11 protein-coding genes are annotated in these 15938 nt (G+C 54.4%); 7 read left to right on the top strand and 4 right to left on the bottom strand.

Annotation, left to right across the window (positions count from 1 at the left end):
* Positions 1-122 precede the first annotated feature (122 nt).
* Positions 123-1724, bottom strand: a complete 1602-nt coding sequence (locus tag R6H26_RS13390; protein ID WP_404790939.1) for an Hsp70 family protein — start codon at positions 1722-1724, stop codon at positions 123-125.
* A 199-nt stretch (positions 1725-1923) separates the two neighbouring features.
* Here R6H26_RS13390 and sppA point away from each other — a divergent pair, with 199 nt between their 5' ends.
* From sppA to R6H26_RS13375, 3 genes are all read left to right on the top strand, one after another.
* The gene (gene sppA / locus R6H26_RS13385; RefSeq protein WP_404790937.1) at positions 1924-2769 is read left to right on the top strand and encodes a signal peptide peptidase SppA; all 846 of its coding nucleotides are present in this window, start codon (positions 1924-1926) and stop codon (positions 2767-2769) included.
* A gap of 96 nt (positions 2770-2865) precedes the next feature.
* On the top strand, positions 2866-3270 hold the full coding sequence (aroH, locus tag R6H26_RS13380) for a chorismate mutase (RefSeq protein ID WP_404790935.1): 405 nt from the start codon (positions 2866-2868) through the stop codon (positions 3268-3270).
* A gap of 54 nt (positions 3271-3324) precedes the next feature.
* Positions 3325-3807 carry a CBS domain-containing protein gene (locus R6H26_RS13375; RefSeq protein WP_404790934.1) on the top strand — a complete coding sequence of 161 codons (483 nt, stop codon included), beginning with the start codon at positions 3325-3327 and terminating at the stop codon, positions 3805-3807.
* 99 nt (positions 3808-3906) lie between these two features.
* On the opposite strand, the gene sigC is transcribed toward R6H26_RS13375, so the two are convergent.
* On the bottom strand, positions 3907-5142 hold the full coding sequence (gene sigC, locus R6H26_RS13370) for an RNA polymerase sigma factor SigC (protein WP_404790933.1): 1236 nt from the start codon (positions 5140-5142) through the stop codon (positions 3907-3909).
* 165 nt (positions 5143-5307) lie between these two features.
* Here sigC and R6H26_RS13365 point away from each other — a divergent pair, with 165 nt between their 5' ends.
* Positions 5308-5835: a cofactor assembly of complex C subunit B gene (locus R6H26_RS13365; protein WP_404790931.1), complete on the top strand. Its 528-nt coding sequence runs from the start codon at positions 5308-5310 to the stop codon at positions 5833-5835.
* Between the two features lie 35 nt (positions 5836-5870).
* On the opposite strand, the gene R6H26_RS13360 is transcribed toward R6H26_RS13365, so the two are convergent.
* Positions 5871-8669 (bottom strand): tetratricopeptide repeat protein, encoded by a 2799-nt coding sequence (locus R6H26_RS13360; RefSeq protein WP_404790929.1) that lies wholly within the window; start codon positions 8667-8669, stop codon positions 5871-5873.
* Positions 8670-8870: 201 nt separating this feature from the next.
* Here R6H26_RS13360 and R6H26_RS13355 point away from each other — a divergent pair, with 201 nt between their 5' ends.
* The 3 genes from R6H26_RS13355 (at position 8871) to R6H26_RS13345 (ending at position 14137) form a co-directional block, all read left to right on the top strand.
* A complete protein-coding gene (locus R6H26_RS13355; protein ID WP_404790927.1) occupies positions 8871-10244 on the top strand; it encodes an ABC transporter ATP-binding protein in 1374 nt (457 codons plus the stop codon).
* Positions 10245-10728: 484 nt separating this feature from the next.
* On the top strand, positions 10729-11040 hold the full coding sequence (locus R6H26_RS13350; RefSeq protein ID WP_404790925.1) for a DUF6679 family protein: 312 nt from the start codon (positions 10729-10731) through the stop codon (positions 11038-11040).
* A gap of 253 nt (positions 11041-11293) precedes the next feature.
* Positions 11294-14137, top strand: coding sequence for an EAL domain-containing protein (locus R6H26_RS13345; RefSeq protein ID WP_404790923.1), 2844 nt, complete (start codon positions 11294-11296; stop codon positions 14135-14137).
* Positions 14138-14154: 17 nt separating this feature from the next.
* On the opposite strand, the gene R6H26_RS13340 is transcribed toward R6H26_RS13345, so the two are convergent.
* Positions 14155-15933 carry an MBL fold metallo-hydrolase gene (locus R6H26_RS13340; RefSeq protein WP_404790921.1) on the bottom strand — a complete coding sequence of 593 codons (1779 nt, stop codon included), beginning with the start codon at positions 15931-15933 and terminating at the stop codon, positions 14155-14157.
* Between the last annotated feature and the right edge of the window lie 5 nt (positions 15934-15938).

Raw genomic sequence — 15938 nt, 5'->3', positions numbered from 1 at the left:
CCCTCCTCGCACATAGCGATGAAAACTGGAATATTCCAAATCTTTCGGTGCCCTAACCTATCCATGCTGCGCAGGATTCACAAACGCTCCCTCAATTGTCGATTTTCAGCGGTCGTTCGGGATCAACTCAGTTGGGCAACAACTCGATCTGTCACTAAAACCTCTTGCGTGAGTAGGTCTTCTACCGTAATGCGCAGCGATCGCCCTTCATCCACGCGAAACAGCACCTTAATGCGATCGCTTCCCGGAAACCCCGGCGGGTCGAGCTGGGCAATACTGCGCGCCCCCTCACGATCGTTCAGCGCCTGTACCTGACCTTGATTGGCAGAAAGGGTGCGAGTAATGAGGCGATCGCCATCGAAGTACACTTCCGTACCGCTGGATTCTTTCCCCAATTCCCCAATAATGAGTTCGATACTGGGCTGACCTTCGGCAGAAGCGCCCAAAATCAACTCCACGGGTTCCGGCATCGGGTAAGGCTGGCCGGGTTGAACGATCGTATGCCAGTTGTGAGAATTGAGGCGGCGATCCCAGTAGCGGATGCCGTAACTGTGGTAGAGAAAGTCCTTCACCTCCGTGCCCTGGAGGATCTGCAATGCACCTTGGGCGATCGCCTCAAAGGGTTTGCTGCTCGAAATTTTAGTCGCGTCAAAATACTGCTGCACCCAAGTCTGAACGGCTGGAATCAGGCTAGTACCGCCCACCAACAGCACCGCATCGATCTTTTCCGGCGTGATGCCCTGTCGGCGTGCCTGTTGGAGCACTTGCGTCATGCTGTCGTCTAAGCGTTCGAAGAACTGACGCTCCTTTAAGATCGCTTCAAATTCGGCCCGGTCTAAAGTCAATTCGTAGCTCTCAAACGTCTCTTCATTGAAATAGACTTCCGTCGCCTTGGCCTGGAGCGAAAGCTGGATCTTGAGCCGTTCTGCGAGCCGTTGGGTGAGTGGGTTTTTGGGCAGATCTTGAACTTTGGCAAAGCGGTCCAACACCCAATTGTCCAGATCCGTCCCGCCTAGATTTTGCCCGGCCTTTGCCAGCACCCGTGCCGTCTTGGGTCGTTGCGCGGATTCCTCCGCCAGATTTTTGTTGCCCCACTTGAGGATGAATCCCATGGGCTTTGTCTGAGCCGAACGGCTGCGATCGAGCTGCACCAGCGCCAAATCTAAAGTACCGCCCCCAAAGTCCACCACCAGCACCACATCAGCGTCTGCCTTGCCATAGCCGAGGGCGGCAGCAGTGGGTTCGTCCAGCATGCGGACCTGCTCGACCTGGAGGCTCTGGCACACTTGGCCCAGCCACTGACGGTAGGGTTCGAAGCTATCGACCGGAACGGTCAATACGAGCGCATTTCCGGCGTCCGTATAGCTCGCCTTAAGCCGATCGACCACCGTCGCTAAAAACCACTGACCCACCTGCTCGAACCGAATCGATTGGCCGTCTATTTCTGGCAAAAATCCCCGCACGGGCGTGCCGATGCCGCGCTTAAAGCCGCGGAAAAACCGAGGATCGCTCTGGATATCGAGACCGCGATCGCGCACCTGCTGGCCGACTAAAACCTGCGGCTGCACTGCGTTTTCAACGTACACCAAGCTGGGAATGAGGTCTGGATTTTGTCCCACTCTGAGGCTCATCCCTTTCAAGGACAAGGTTTCTGCCTGTTGTGAGGCAGCGTTCCAACGGGCAACCACCGTGTTACTGGTTCCAAAGTCAATTGCGTAGCTCAAAAGCTCCAGTCCTCAACGCGCGAGCTAGATTGACGTTAACACGGGCTCAGCCCCTTGCGAAATCCCCCATTCCTTTGGAGGCACGGTTGTCGAGCGCTGTCTGTGGCTGTCGCGTTACAATATAAGACAACTTGACATCGCTGGGTGACATCCAGCGGATGTTGTTCTGCAATCAATACCATTGTTTCGATTATTGCTCATGATCTGGCCATTGAAGTCCGCTGCTCGCAAACAAATTGCCAAAATTGAAGTAACGGGGGCGATCGCCGGAGGCACTCGAAAGTCGGTGCTAAAGGCCCTCAAGACCGTCGAAGAAAAAGGTTATCCAGTCCTCCTGCTGCGCATCGACAGCCCAGGCGGAACGGTCGGCGACTCCCAAGAAATTTACAGCGCGCTCAAGCGCCTCCAGGAAAAAGTGAAAATTGTTGCCAGCTTTGGCAATATTTCAGCCTCTGGCGGCGTTTACATTGGTATGGGCGCCCACTATATCATGGCAAACCCCGGCACGATTACGGGGAGCATTGGGGTGATTTTGCGGGGCAACAACTTAGAGCGATTGCTGGAAAAAGTGGGCGTTTCTTTCAAAGTGGTTAAATCGGGACCCTATAAAGACATCCTGGCCTTCGACCGCGAACTCACCGAACCGGAAGAACAGATTCTCCAAGATTTAATTGACACCAGTTACGGTCAATTCGTTCAAACCGTTGTCGAAGCGCGAAAGCTAGAGGTTGACACTGTAAAAAGCTTCGCCGACGGGCGCGTATTCACGGGACAGCAGGCGATCGAGTTAGGGCTAGTGGATCGCCTCGGGACGGAAGAAGACGCGCGGTGCTGGGCGGCTGAGCTAGCGGGGTTAGATCCAGAAAAGGCAAAATGTACGGTCATAGAAGAACCCAAGCCATTTTGGAATCGTTTTCTCCCAGGCAACGACAGCGCTCGATCTGCGCGCGTTGCGCTGCCAGTCGAGATGCAAAGCTGGCTGAATTTTGAAATGGCATCCAATGGATTGCCGCTATGGATGTATCGTCCCTCCGGACGGCTGTAGAATAGTGCCTGAGCTGTCTTAAGATGTCAAGTTTGCTAACGGGATGCCGATCGCAAACTGATTCTGGGGCATGATGAACCTAAGGAGGATGTTGTAGTGACCTGGAAAGTAAGGGCAATTCGTGGGGCAACGACTGCCGCTGAAAACTCGGTGGCGGCCATCCGAGAGGCGGTTCACGAACTATTGGATGAAATTGAATCTCGCAACGATCTCGATCTGTCTGAGGTGGTGAATGTCACGTTCTCGGTGACGCGAGATTTGGATACGGTCTTTCCAGCGGCGATCGCCCGACAACGTGCCCATTGGCAGAGCGTACCCCTCTTGGACGTACAGCAGATGTACGTCAGAACCGACTTGTCCTTCTGCATTCGCTGCCTGATTCAATTCAATACGCCAGACCCCACCTTTGAAGTTCGGCACGTTTATCTCAGGCAGGCCCAAACCTTAAGACCAGACCGGAGCCTTTCAGAAGCTGGGCTGCGTGCGGCAACGGCTGGGTAAAGTTGCAGCGCAAAACAATCATTCCCTTTGTTTAGTCGTACCGGGAGAAAACCTATGTCCATCACCGCACCGCTCGTGAAGGATTTTATGACTCCTAACCCTGTGGTCATTCATCCCGCAGATTCGGTTGAGGCTGCGGTTAAGCTCATGGAAGAGCATCGCATCAGCGGGCTGCCCGTGACGGACGAGCGGGGAAAGGTTGTCGGTATTTTGTCAGAGGGCGATTTACTCGTGCGGGAGTCTCCGCTCAAGCCGCCCCTTTACATCACTTTTTTGGGCAGCATTATCTACTTTGACTCACCCGCCCACTTCCACCAGCACATGAAAAAAACGCTGGGGATGTTCGTCCAGGATGCGATGACGGCAAATCCGATTACCACTCATCCCAATGCATTGCTATCGGAAGCGGCGCAGTTAATGCTGGATAAGCGAGTGAATCGCTTGCCCGTCGTGGACGAGCAGCGACAATTGCTGGGTATCATCACGCGTCACGATCTGCTGTTCGCGCTCCAGCCGCAGGCTGCAAGCGTAGAATAGGTCAAAACAAAGGCCCTTGGCACTACAACCAAGGGCAACAGCGCGCGATTTAGAGATTTACTGGGAAGGGGCGCAAGGCATTGCGCCCCGTAGGTTGTTTTAGGCAAACGATTCTAGGAAATCGCGAACTCGGCTTCTGCGTTTGGGTTGACGGAGTTTTTGCAACGCCTTCGACTCGATCTGGCGCACCCGCTCCCGCGATAGTTCCAGAACCTTACCAATTTCAGCCAGGGAATGGGTTTGACCGTCACCGAGGCCAAATCGCATTTGAATCACATCTCGCTCTCGGTTGGTGAGTTCCGCTAGCAAATCTTGAAGTTCCTGTTGTAACGATTCTCGCATCATGCTTTCTTCGGGAGAAATGTCGTCCGTTTCTAGCAAGTCCCCCAGTTCGGTATCTTTGTCCTTGCCGACCTTGGTTTCGAGCGAAATAGAGCGGGGAACTCGCGTCAAAAGCTCGCGAATGAGATCGGGAGTCGTGTCTAGCTCTACAGCCAGATCTTCGACGGTAGGGGTGCGGCCTTTGGCTTGGGCTAGCTTGCGCTGCGCTTTTTTGAGTTTGTTGAGCTTTTCGGTGATGTGGACGGGGAGGCGGATGGTGCGGCTTTGGGTGGCGATCGCCCGCGTGATGCCCTGCCGGATCCACCAGTAGGCGTAGGTGCTAAAGCGATAACCCTTGGTGGGGTCGAATTTTTCGACCGCGCGCTCCAATCCCAAAGTGCCTTCTTGGATCAAGTCCAATAGCTCTAGACCGCGATTTTGGTACTTTTTGGCCACCGATACGACCAAGCGCAAGTTCGCTTGAATCATATGCTCCTTGGCGCGCATCCCGTCCTTCATAACGCGATCGAGATCGCTCACCGCCCAGCCGATGGATTCGGCATAGGCTGCTTTGCCTTGGGAAATGGAAGGTTTGAGGTTGACAAATTCAATGTTGGCTTCTCTGGCCCAGCGCTCTAGGGACGGGCGATGGCCTAGGTTAGAGGTCAGGCGATCGCGCACTTCCATCAGGCGCGCGTACTCGGCGATCGCGGGATGATCTTGGGTCAGTGCCTGATTCCGCAGATCCAACAGATGCATGTAGCGCTGGACCTTCTGCGCCTCTGCCACTTCTTCATCGCGGCTCAAGAGGCGAACCCGACCGATTTCCTGCAGATAAATCCGGACTAGGTCTGTGGTGCGTCGTTGCCGACTGTCGGTCAGCTCTAGGGGAATCTCATCAAACAGCTCAGCTGCATCTGCGTCTAGGTCCAGCTTGAGCGAGCTGGAGTCGAAGTCGTCTCCAGGCTCGGTTAAAGTTGCTTCAAGAGGTTCGTTGTCGTTGGGCATAGCCATTACCGATTGCATCGTCCTGTGCGGATATAAGGGAATAGCGGTTTGATATTTTTAGGTTTCCCAAAAATTGAGATAAGCATGCCATTTGCTAAGTTTCTTTGCGATCTCTTGCTAAGCTGGAATGAACTACCCTTTCCAAAGCCCTTACAAAACGCGCTGCAGATCGTGAACACCTTTGTTTTGCCTTCAACTTTTTTTCTGACGGTGCTGATTACCATCGGTCTCTTTTTCTTTATTCGGGCTTCGGTCAAAACGCGAATCGAGACGGCGACTTGGACTCTGCCACAGCCAGACCGACAGGTGGTGGAGTCGGTGACGCAATATTTAGAAGGGCGCGCCTATCGGCTGAAGTCTGTAGACCGAGATCGAAATCAGGTGGTGTTTGCGGGATTGGTGGGTGCCAGTACCGGGCTTGCCCTGTTTCTATCGGCGTTGGCGGCGGTGGGGGCCGTTTGTTTCGGATTGGTGTTGTCGGTGCAGTTTCCGTCCGTCGGCTATTGGGGCGTTTTGACGGTTGTTTTGGCCCCTTTAGCGGGCTGGTTTTATCAAAAAAAATCGACTCGCCCAGAGCAGGTGGTTTTGTCGGTTAAGGGATCGGATGCCACCGATCGCACTCGATTGCGCATCACGGCCCACCGCGATGAGATTGCATCCTTGGAAACGGCCCTCGGTTTTCCGCCCCAGGAGGAATGATGCCATTGCCTGACGATTCGCCTACAGAGGGTCTTCTAACGCTGGATGATTTCGCGGAACCAGTCGTCTTCCCACAGATCGTAAAAGTCCGGGTCGGTACGGGCATTGTCGCGATAGCGCGCGTTGAGTTCGACCGCTCGTTCTAGATGCTCTAAACCTCCGTCTACATCCCCGCTCAACACGCTACAAACTGCTTTGCTGTAGAACGTGTTGGCATATTTAGGATTTAGCTCCTGCGCTTTATTCAGACTCTCCATGGCATCGGGATAGCGCTCTAGTTTTGCCAGCGCGTAGCCCCGATGGCTCCAACCCTTATGGGAGTCTGGGTTGAGCTGCACCAATCGATCGAAGGAGGTAAAGGCTTCGTCGTATTTTTCTAATACTTCTAAGGCCAGGCCGCGATTCAGCCACGCCACGGTATTTTCTGGCTCGATTTCTAAGGCTTTATCGAAGGTAGCAAGGGCATCCTCATGGCGCTGAAGCATGCCTAAGATGGCACCGCGATTGACGAGGGCTTCGGGGTAGTTGGGGTTAATCTCCAACGCTTTTTCGTAGGAGTCCATGGCGTCTTCGTTGCGCTTGAGTCGCTCTAGCATGAGACCGCGATTGAGCCATGCTTTGGCATCGTCGGGGCGGACTTTGACCACGCGATTGAAGGCGGAGAGCGCGCCGTCGTAACGCTTGAGTTCTTTCAGGTAGAGTCCGCGTTGAAACCAGCTCTCGGGTTCGTCCGGGTTGAGATCGAACACTTTATTGAGGGCGGTAACGGCTTCTTCGTAGCGCTTGGCTTCCCCTAGGGCGATCGCCTTTTGGTGCCAGAGGTCGGCGTTTTCGGGTTGAATTTCGAGGGCCGCATCAAAGGCGCGCAGGGCTTCGTCGAGCTGTCCTGAGGTTCGCAGCGCGTTGGCTTGGGCGAGGTAGTCGGTAACGTCGGCGAAGAGTTTGGGGTGGTTTGCTTGGAGTCGATGGAGGCTATCGGAAAGGGTTTGAATTTGACCGGATAGATCTTGGAGAGCCGATTCGGCGATCGCGGTTGGGGTCAGCTCGGCCAACTGCTGCAATATTCTAGATTTCTCGGACTGAGCTTCGGATTCGAGGGTTTGGAGGGATTGTCGGGTATCCCGTTGGGCGGTTTGGAGAACGGCATTGAGAGCGTCCAGTTGGGTCTTTACCTCTACGACAATAGCCTGAAGTTCTTCTTTGGTCTTGGTTTTGCGGTTTTCGAGATCCGTTTCCAGGGTTTGAACCCGAAGCGCAATTTGTTGGGTGAGGCCGCTGAGTTCCTGGAGCGCTTGGGCCTGACGGGTTTTGAGTTCGGTTTGCCATTGGGTCAGAGCGGTGGTGGACTCTAGCTCGACGGCTTTAATTTGCTGGAGGCTGCGATCTTTCGCAGTCGCCAACGTTTCTTTAAGGGTTTGAAGCGCTTGTTGGGTTTCGGCTTGGATGCCTTGAATCTGCTGGCGACCATTGGCCGCGTCGGTGTTGAGATTTTCTGCGATCGCTTGGATGGTTTGCAAGAATTCGGCTTGGGTGCCCTGTACCTGCTGGAGCTGCTGTTGGGTTTCGGCGCTGAGGCGTTCCTGGGCGATCGCCAACTGTTGGGACAAATCTGCCCCAAGTCGCTGGAGCCGTTCGAGTACTTCTGCCTGCACGCTCTCTGCCTTGGCGGCTGCTTGGGATTCCAGCAGCGCGAGTTGGGGCTTGAAGTCTGCTTCTAACTGCTTGAGGGTATTGAGAATTGCGTCCCATTGCTGTTTGGCACTGTCTTGAAGACCGATGAGCTGGCTCATGTAGTCCACTTTGGCCGTAGCGCAGTCCTGCAGCAACGCATCCTTGTGGGCGATTACTTCGGCTTTGAGGGTGACGAGCTGGGGCTGGAATTCAGTGCTGAGGGTTTCGAGACTTTGGAAAATGCGATCGCGGTGTTGGCCTGCGGCTTCCTGAAGCTGGTTGAGCTGCAATACAAAGTTTTCTTCGCGGTGGTGGAGCTGCTTTAGAGCTCGCTGCGCTTCAACTTGGGCCTCTGTATCGAGGCCGCTGAGTCGAGTGCCGAAATTAGACTGAAGGGTCTGAAGCTGGCTCAAAACATCTTCTTGGCGATCGGTGAGGGTTTGGGTCAGTTGCCGCAGGTTGAGGGTGTAGTCGGCTTCCAGTTGGCTGAGGGCGCGATAGGTTTTATCGACGTCGGCCTGCACGTCCTTGAGGCTTTGCTGCTGCTTGCGGGCTGCTTCGCTGACGAGCTGGGCGATCGCTTCCTGTTGGTGCGTCACCCCATTGCGAAATTCTAAGGACTTGGCCGATAGATCTGATTTGAGGGTGTTTGCTTGCTGCAAGACCAGATCGACCTGACCGCCCGCTTGGGTGAGCTGAGTTTTTAGATCGCGTACTTCTTTGAGGTGAGACTGCACCACCTCTGCCACCTCGCGGATGACAGCACGGCGCAGGAGTAAAAGCATTGTCACGGCAGCGGCTAAGATTAAGCCCAAAATAATCGACAGCACCGTCAGTAGGAAGGTGGCTTGGTTGTACTGCCGTTGGGCATCTGACTTGACTTGGCTTTGGGCGTTTCGCTCCTGCTGGATCTGTTTCAGCAGCGTCTCAACGGCCTCGCGATCGGCGGGGGCTTCTACTGGCTGCGGTTTGGCTGCGGTGGGCTGAGGTTTGGGCGCAGCCGTGGGCTTCGTCGTTTGGGCTTGCGTCAGGCTAGCGCTCAGCACGAATGCGAACAATAGGGCTCCTGCTCGTAGTGCCTTCATGGGGGCGTAAGGTTGACTCAACCGCATAGACCGAAGGTTATGGTTCATCATCAAATGCCAGGATACAGAACGATCCATGTCCGTTATCGCTTATTCTCTCAAACTTCATCAAAGTTGTTTGGTTTTGAGGGGACGGTTTCCCGAGACTGCGCGAGCGAAAGTCATTTTCCCCGACGATTTTAGCGAGGTGATGTCGAAAGACAATCCGATCTAAACGAGCACCAATCCGGTTTAAATCCATGTTCCTATGCGAACTAATGGCACAATGGGCAACAGCATTTGTTTGTTTCCTTAGCGCGATACCTCGGCATTCCTGTGGCTCAAGTTGTTTTAGAAAATCTTTGTAAAAGCTTTCCAGCCCGTCCTGGAGACCGACAGCCCGCAACCTTGGCCGAGCCAATGCTCGCCTCTTCTGGGGCGCTTGAGACGCACTCGAAGTCTGCTGCGCCTCAAGCGCCCGTCCCCGCAGCCCAACCCGACTCAGCAGCCCAACCCAGCTCAGGTTCGGGACTGAACATCCTGAGTCACATCAACCTCACCATCGCCGATGGCGAATTTATGGTGCTCGTAGGACCCTCCGGGTGCGGCAAGAGTACCCTGCTGCGGCTGATTGCCGGACTCGAAACGCCCACCTCCGGCAGCATCTGGGTGGGCGATCGCCACGTCAACGATCTGCCCCCCAAGGCTCGCGATATTGCTATGGTGTTTCAGAGCTACGCGCTCTACCCTCACATGACAGTCTACGACAACCTAGCCTTTGGGCTGCGGCGGACAAAACTGCAAGGAGCGGGCAAGCCTCCAAGCGTTGCCGCGCAGCTTTCCAGTACCCTCGCCCGCCTCCTCCCCAAAGTCTTAAGAGCGGGATCCAAGCAAGAGCAATCCGTGGGACAAACCGTGCGGCGCGTTGCCCAGATGCTAGAGCTAGAAGCGCTGTTGGAGCGCTATCCCAAACAGCTTTCCGGCGGCCAAAAACAGCGGGTCGCCCTAGGACGGGCAATGGCGCGGGATCCTCAAGTCTTTTTGATGGACGAGCCGCTCTCCAACCTAGATGCAAAACTGAGGGCGCAAACCCGCGCTCAAATCGTCCAGCTTCAGCGACAGCTCGGGACCACCACCATCTACGTCACCCACGACCAAACCGAAGCCATGACCATGGGCGATCGCATTGCCGTCCTCAACGGCGGCGAAATTCAGCAGATTGCCGCCCCCTTAGAGCTATACCAAAGCCCCGCCAATCGCTTTGTGGCAGAGTTCATTGGTTCGCCACCCATGAACTTCATTAATGCTGTTGTCAAAGAGGGTCCCTGCCTCGTCCATCCTCACTTCAGCCTGACGCTCCCTCCCGTCTGGACTTCAAGCTTAGCCCCCTACAGGGGCAAAGAAGTCACCTTGGGGGTTCGGCCAGAGCACTTCAGCGTTAGCGCTCGCGGGCCTCAAAGCCTCCCGGTCGAAGTCGCGCTAGTGGAAGCCCTCGGCCACGAAACCTATTTGTCCTGCATGCTCGAGAACGAAGGCAAAGACCGTCCCTATCTTCAAGCTCGCACCGCTCCCCAGCAAAAGTTTCAGTACGGCGATCGCATCGGCCTGGCGATCGACCCTCAGCAGATCCATCTTTTTGAAGCTCAGAGCGGCGTAGCGATATTCCCTGCCTGACGGGTTTTGAAACGGCTTTAGTAGATGTTTCTCCCTGGGGGCGCAACCAGTCCAATAAACCCCTCCACTCAGGCCCATTGGGGGATATTCGAGCAATATTTAAAAAATCTGTGGGCATTCTGCCCCCCTAAGCGTTAGGCTAGAGCATGAAACTATTAACATTTGGTAAAGTCTGCAACTCCCTTATAACGTTTCAAGCCGGACAGTTTGCTTTCTAAAAAGGCCCGTCAGGGCAAGATCTTAAGTTCTATTTGGTTCGAGGCGCTACATAATTGATACACTCTTGTAAACCCAGTGTCTTTTCCAAGTTTGAAGCCGTTGCGCCTTCAGTGCTTGTTTTCAGAGACAAGGCCGTACAATGCCTCTGCTGGCACAACTCAGCAAATAGAGGGCAAATATGTAGCCCAAGGGATCTAAAGATCGTTACGGTAGAATACCCAACTTGGGGTGGCTGAGAGACTTTATTGTGGAGAGGAGGGAATCTATGCTACATCGCAAGATTTATCAGCTTTATAGTGAAGGGCATGAAGTATGGGTGTTCTTACGAGATCAGCAGCGCTGGTTAGAGCGCGCTCGCATTATTGACATGGAAGGCGACCTTGTTACGCTCCGCTATGAAACCGACGAGGAGGATGAGGTCAGTTCCTGGGAAGAGATGGTACGCCTTGAAAGCATCGGTGCGGTAACGCGAAAGCTCGCTTCCGTATCTCGAGGAGAGGGAGAACCGCTGGTTTCGGAAGATTGTCCTGAGGCCGAGCAAATTCCCAATCCCCATCCCGAAGCAAACCACGACTAGGACGATCTGGTTGACTCTAAGTCAAAATTGACGCGATTTCAACAATTTATAACGCCTCTGACTGTATTTCATTTCGAAAGAAGAAATAGTCGGAGGCTTTTTTTAACGATTGTCAAAAAAATCTGTTATTCTCGCGACACAATTAAAAATCAAGGGTTGACTTTTAGGATCGGAAACACTCGATATCAATAAAATTTTCAAGTTCTAATCCAATCTTTTACCCTAAACTGGAGGCAGGGGGAGGAGAGTTTGGATGTGGGGGTTAGTTGGAACCAGAGTAAAAATTGGGTTTGCCATTAGTCTGAGTTTGTTCGGTTTCGTCGGTCTGGAAGCTTATTGGAGCGCTTGCAAGCTCGACCGGGCGATCGCCGAGGAGCGCAGCGCCAGCCGCACGCTAGAAAGACTTCAGCAATTACTGGATTCCTTTCAAGATGCTGAAACGGGACGGCGGGGCTATTTACTGACGGGCAAACTGGAGTCTTCAGAACCCGATAAAACTGACATTCGATCGACCCAGACAGCGTTCAAAATCTGGCACCTTCAGTGGGTCATTGGCAGTTTAGGACTATTGGCGCTAGGGGTGGTAGCGTTTTCTACCCTTGCAATCCGGCGCGCGGTCCTTGCCCGCGCTCGGGCAGAAGCTGACCTTGGCAAAAGCGAGGCAGAATTAAAAGCACTGTTTGCGGCAATGACCGATGTTGCTGTGGTTCGAGATCGGTCGGGACGGTGCTTGAAAATAGCGCCCACTTACCGACCCTGCTTGTACGAGTCCCCTGAGGAAATGTTGGGCAAGACGCTCCACGAAACCTTTCCGCAGTCTCAAGCCGACCTCATCCTGGGTTACATTCAGCAAGCCACAGACACGCAACAGCTCGTTCAGGGCGAGTACGCTTTGGACATTGGCGATCGCACCGTTTATTTTGCAGCAAACTTCTCTCCCCTCTCTGCCGATACGGTTTTGCTGGTGGCACGCGATATCACGCAGCAAAAGCTGGCAGTTCGAGCCATTCAAGAAAGTGAAGAGCGCTTTAGACTGGCTCTCGAAGGGTCTGGAGATGGCCTTTGGCACTGGACGGTAAACACTGAAGAAGAGTATTTCAGCTCGCAATGGCTTGAAATGTTGGGCTATGCGGAGGGCGATCTGACTATGAGCTTGACCACCTGGCAAAGTCTCATTCATCCAGACGATCTGCCATGGGTTTTGGAAAAGCTTCAGGCGCATCTCCGCGATCCGTCGGTTCCCTATCGATTTGACTATCGGTTGTTGACAAAATCGGGAGAATGGAAATGGATTGCCAATTTTGGCAAAATTGTGGTCTGGGATGAGTTCGGACAACCGCTGCAGATGTCGGGCGTGCATCGAGATATCAGCGATCGCAAACAACTGGAAGAATCGCTGTTTCATGCCAAAGAACTGGCTGAAGTCACGCTCCACTCCATCGGCGATGGCGTCATTACGACGGATGAGTTGGGTCATATCCGTTACTTGAATCCAGTTGCCGAAGCCATCACGGGCTGGAGCATGGTGGATGTTTGCGAAATGCCCTTAGGCGAAGTCTTCAAAATTGTCTGTGAGGGCACCCGCGAGCCGATCGAAAATCTCGTCGAACGGGTTTTACAGGTCGGTCGAGCGGTGAATCCCCTCCATCGCATCCTCCTCATCAATCGACAGGGCAGCGAAATTCCGATTGAAGACTCGGCAGCCCCAATTCGCGATCGCGAAGGCAAAATAGTAGGCGCGGTGATCGTGTTCAAAGACATGACTCAAGCACGCGCCCTTTCCCAGGAATTGTCCTGGCAGAGGACTCACGATGCCCTCACCCAGTTGATCGATCGTCGCGAGTTCGAGCGGCACGTCGAGGCGGCGCTTCTCAGTGCCCAAACTCAGGGCCACAACCACGCGCTGTGCTACTTGGATTTGGATCAGTTCAAAATTGTCAACGATACCTGCGGCCACGAAGCAGGAGATGAATTATTGCGCCAAATTGCGGCGCTCTTGCAGGTTCACGTTCGAAAGTCCGATACTCTAGCACGGCTCGGCGGGGACGAATTCGGGCTTTTGCTCCATCAATGCCCGCTCAGCCAAGCCCTACGGGTCGTGAATGAAATACTGGCAGGCATCCAAATTTTTCGGTTCAGTTGGCAAGACCAGACCTTTAACATCAGTGCGAGTATTGGCTTGACGAGCATTGACGGTCAAAGCGAAACCCTCTCGCAAGTTTTAAGCGCAGCGGGTGCGGCCTGCCATGCTGCCAAAAATAAAGGGCGAAACCGCGTCCACCTGTTTCAGACCGACGATCGGGAACTCATGCAGCAACGGGGCGAAATGCAGTGGGCGACTCGCATCATGCGAGCATTACAGGAAGACTGCTTCTGCCTTTTTTATCAATCCATTGCGGCCATTCCCCCTACCGCAGAGCAGGGCGAACACTACGAAGTGCTCTTACGCCTGCGGGACGATCGAGGAAACTTAGTAGCCCCGATGGCATTTATTCCTGCCGCAGAACGCTTCGGATTGATGCACTTGATCGATCGCTGGGTCATCGCGCGCTTATTTGAAACCCAAGGGGAACACTATCGCGCGATTTGGCACCAGCGGCAAACCCAGGGCGCGTTCTGCGATTCGCTTTATGCCATCAATCTTTCCGGGGCCAGTCTTAACGACGATCGGTTTATTCATTTCTTACACGAGCAATTCGAACTCCGCCAAATTCCGCCCCAGCTGATCTGCTTTGAAATTACGGAAACCATGGCGATCGCCAATTTGACCAAGGCCAATCAGTTTATCCGCCAGCTTCAAAGCTTAGGCTGTCGCTTTGCTTTAGATGACTTTGGCAGCGGCATGTCGTCCTTTGCCTATCTCAAAAACCTATCGGTCGATTACCTAAAAATTGACGGTGCTTTTATTCGCAATATCGTCGAAAATCCAGTCGATGAAGCCATGGTGGCTGCCATGACGCAGGTCGGACATGTCATGGGTATCAAAATCATTGCCGAATTTGTCGAAAACGACGAAATTTTAGCGTGCCTTCAGTCGCTGGGGATTGATTACGCGCAAGGATACGGAATTGCCATGCCCCGCATGCTTCTTCCCTAGGCTCCCATGGGAGCCCGTCAATCTTCTGCCAACTGAGCGCTAGGTTCGAATACGGGACAGTAGCCTTCGGGGGCGACTTGACTGCCATAGAGGCTGGATTGTCGGTTCCAGCACCGCCGAGCGCGATAGTGCTTGCAGCGCGCACAGCACTTCAAGCTCGAATCCCGCATCCGAGACGCTTGCACCAACAACTCTCGCTGCGAAATGCCGCGCAGCACCAACAGATCGCCCTGCCAGGCGGCTTCGATGAGTCCGGTATCGGCAAAGCTGCGCCACCTGGGGTCGTCCACGAGCTGTCGGGGGAGGGTGGCGATGACTTCCGTCTCTAGCTCGTGGATCTCTCCATCAAAGACGGCATCGATGACTGCCGCTGTGGGAGGCTGAATCAAGCCTTCGCCCACGGGAAGCTCCAACCGATTTCCCGTGCTTGGTGAATGGAGGTGGTAGCGATTGGCCAGCTCTTCTAAGCCAATGAGGTCGGTGAGGTAGGCGGGGCTGCCGTGCATCAATACAACGTGCTGAGGGCGAAGATTGTGAATGAGTTGGGTGGTGCCCGCCCCATCGCAGTGTTCTGCCAGCAAAAAAGTATCGATGCTGAGGATTCCTGACTGGAGCAAAGGCTCCCAGTTGGAGGTGGCGCTCGGAGCCTGGAATGTTTTCAAAGAAAATTGCTTGGCTGCAGGAGCGGTTTTTCCCAGCACGACAGCAGGGTCTTCTTGGGGAGGGCGTTCGGGTAGCAAAATCAGCCAGGGTCGATCGGTTGGGCCGCAGTAGTCTCGGGGATCGAAAGACTCGTCGGCTAGGACGATACAAGGGCGATCGCCTCTTTGCGATCGCCCCGCACCGACCGTCTGTCGCGCAGGACTCGTGGCTGCACTCAACCGTCGCACCCGCGGACGCACGCGCTCGTCCCAGAACAGGGCCTGGTGCAGGGCAAAATTTTGTACCGTCGGCGGAAGGCTGGTCAATATTTCTAGGTAAGCATCGCAGCCTCGGGCAATGGAGTCTTCCACCCAAATGTCTAGATTTTTTCCCGTAAAGGTATGGTGGCTGCGCATGAGCATCAATAGCTCTTGGGCTAACCCTAACATCGGGACCGGAATCAATACGGAGCGCCCTTGGGACAAGGCCTGCATCACCCGTTCTGCAAACTGGTTTTCTTGCTGGCGGCGGTGGGGGTGACGCGCCGTCCCAAAGCTCCCCTCTAGAATTAGGACGTCGAGGGCCATTCCTCGCAACTCCGAGAGCGGCAGGCCATCGACTAGACGAGAATTAGAGAGCAGGAAATCGCCCGTGTAGAGAATGGTATAAGCCCGATCTGCTCCTGAAACCTGAGGTGCATAGGTCAATAAAGTGGCCGATGCACCTGGCAGGTGGCCAGCGGGGTATAGCTCGACGGTCAACCCTGGGGCTAGCTCTGTAGGCGTACGCCAAGGTAAAGACCGACAAAAGTTAGGAATCCTTTGCGGTTCTGACTCAGAGGGCCAGTTGAGCGGCAGCAGATGGGCGGTCACGTCGCTTGCGTAGATGGGGAGCTCCGGAAAAGCCTCGTGCAACGCCAGAATTCCCCTGGCATGATCGGAGTGAGCGTGGGAGCAAATCGCAAAGTCCGCAGGCCATTCCGGGGCGAGTGCAGAGGTGGATGCGGGGACGAGTGGGGCGGGTGGAGAAAGAAGCGATCGCAGATCGCTCAGGCCGCAGTCGCAAAGAATCCGATAGGGACCCATGCGGAGTAAAAAGCAGACTCCTTCTTTGGCGTGACCGATACCCAACGGGATGTACTCTAGCTCAGTCATGGTTG

The organism is Altericista sp. CCNU0014 (assembly GCF_044923475.1).
Taxonomy (GTDB): domain Bacteria; phylum Cyanobacteriota; class Cyanobacteriia; order Thermosynechococcales; family Thermosynechococcaceae; genus JAAURS01.
This window is presented reverse-complemented; position numbering and strand designations above follow the sequence as displayed.

Excerpts from the sequence above, each read along its gene's own strand:
- sppA (WP_404790937.1), top strand. The coding sequence starts at position 1,924 with ATGATCTGGCCATTGAAGTCCGCTGCTCGCAAACAAATTGCCAAAATT.
- R6H26_RS13375 (WP_404790934.1), top strand. The coding sequence starts at position 3,325 with ATGTCCATCACCGCACCGCTCGTGAAGGATTTTATGACTCCTAACCCT.
- sigC (WP_404790933.1), bottom strand. The coding sequence starts at position 5,142 with ATGGCTATGCCCAACGACAACGAACCTCTTGAAGCAACTTTAACCGAG.
- R6H26_RS13360 (WP_404790929.1), bottom strand. The coding sequence starts at position 8,669 with ATGGATCGTTCTGTATCCTGGCATTTGATGATGAACCATAACCTTCGG.
- R6H26_RS13350 (WP_404790925.1), top strand. The coding sequence starts at position 10,729 with ATGCTACATCGCAAGATTTATCAGCTTTATAGTGAAGGGCATGAAGTA.
- R6H26_RS13345 (WP_404790923.1), top strand. The coding sequence starts at position 11,294 with ATGTGGGGGTTAGTTGGAACCAGAGTAAAAATTGGGTTTGCCATTAGT.
- R6H26_RS13340 (WP_404790921.1), bottom strand. The coding sequence starts at position 15,933 with ATGACTGAGCTAGAGTACATCCCGTTGGGTATCGGTCACGCCAAAGAA.